Genomic DNA, 412 nt, shown 5'->3' on the forward strand with positions numbered 1-412 from the left:
GGCCCGAGCGGCGGTGGCGGCCCCGGCGGTGGCGGCGGCTGTGTTCCCGGCGTCGGCTGCGTGCACGTGCCCTGACGCCGGGCGAACAGCTCAGGCGAAACGCTTGGTGTACTTCGGCGGTAGCAGCCGCATCACCTGAGTAAGCGGGGCCCACGGCCAGCGCGGCACCACGGCCCGGCCCTTCTCCTTCTCGATGGCCTCGACCATCGCGCGGACGCCGGTCTCGTTGTCGACCATCAGCATGGTGGTCGCCGACTTGGCCGTCATCTCCGACTCGATGTAGCCCGGCTCGATCACGGTCACCCGGATGGGGCCCTTGTCGTATTCGGCGCGCAACGACTCGCCCAGCGAGGTCATCCCGGCCTTGGAAGCGCAGTAGGCGGCCTTACCTCCGGGCACACCGGTGTTACCC

At 69.9% G+C, this 412-nt stretch carries 1 protein-coding gene; it reads right to left on the bottom strand.

Features of this window, described 5'->3' with window-relative positions; genetic code table 11:
* Window positions 1-90: 90 nt before the first annotated feature.
* Window positions 91-412: SDR family NAD(P)-dependent oxidoreductase (locus RNB18_RS52890; protein WP_311721163.1), on the bottom strand; the 322-nt coding region annotated here is incomplete at its 5' end.

It is taken from the genome of Streptomyces doebereineriae, assembly GCF_031845645.1.
Classification (GTDB): domain Bacteria; phylum Actinomycetota; class Actinomycetes; order Streptomycetales; family Streptomycetaceae; genus Streptomyces; species Streptomyces canus.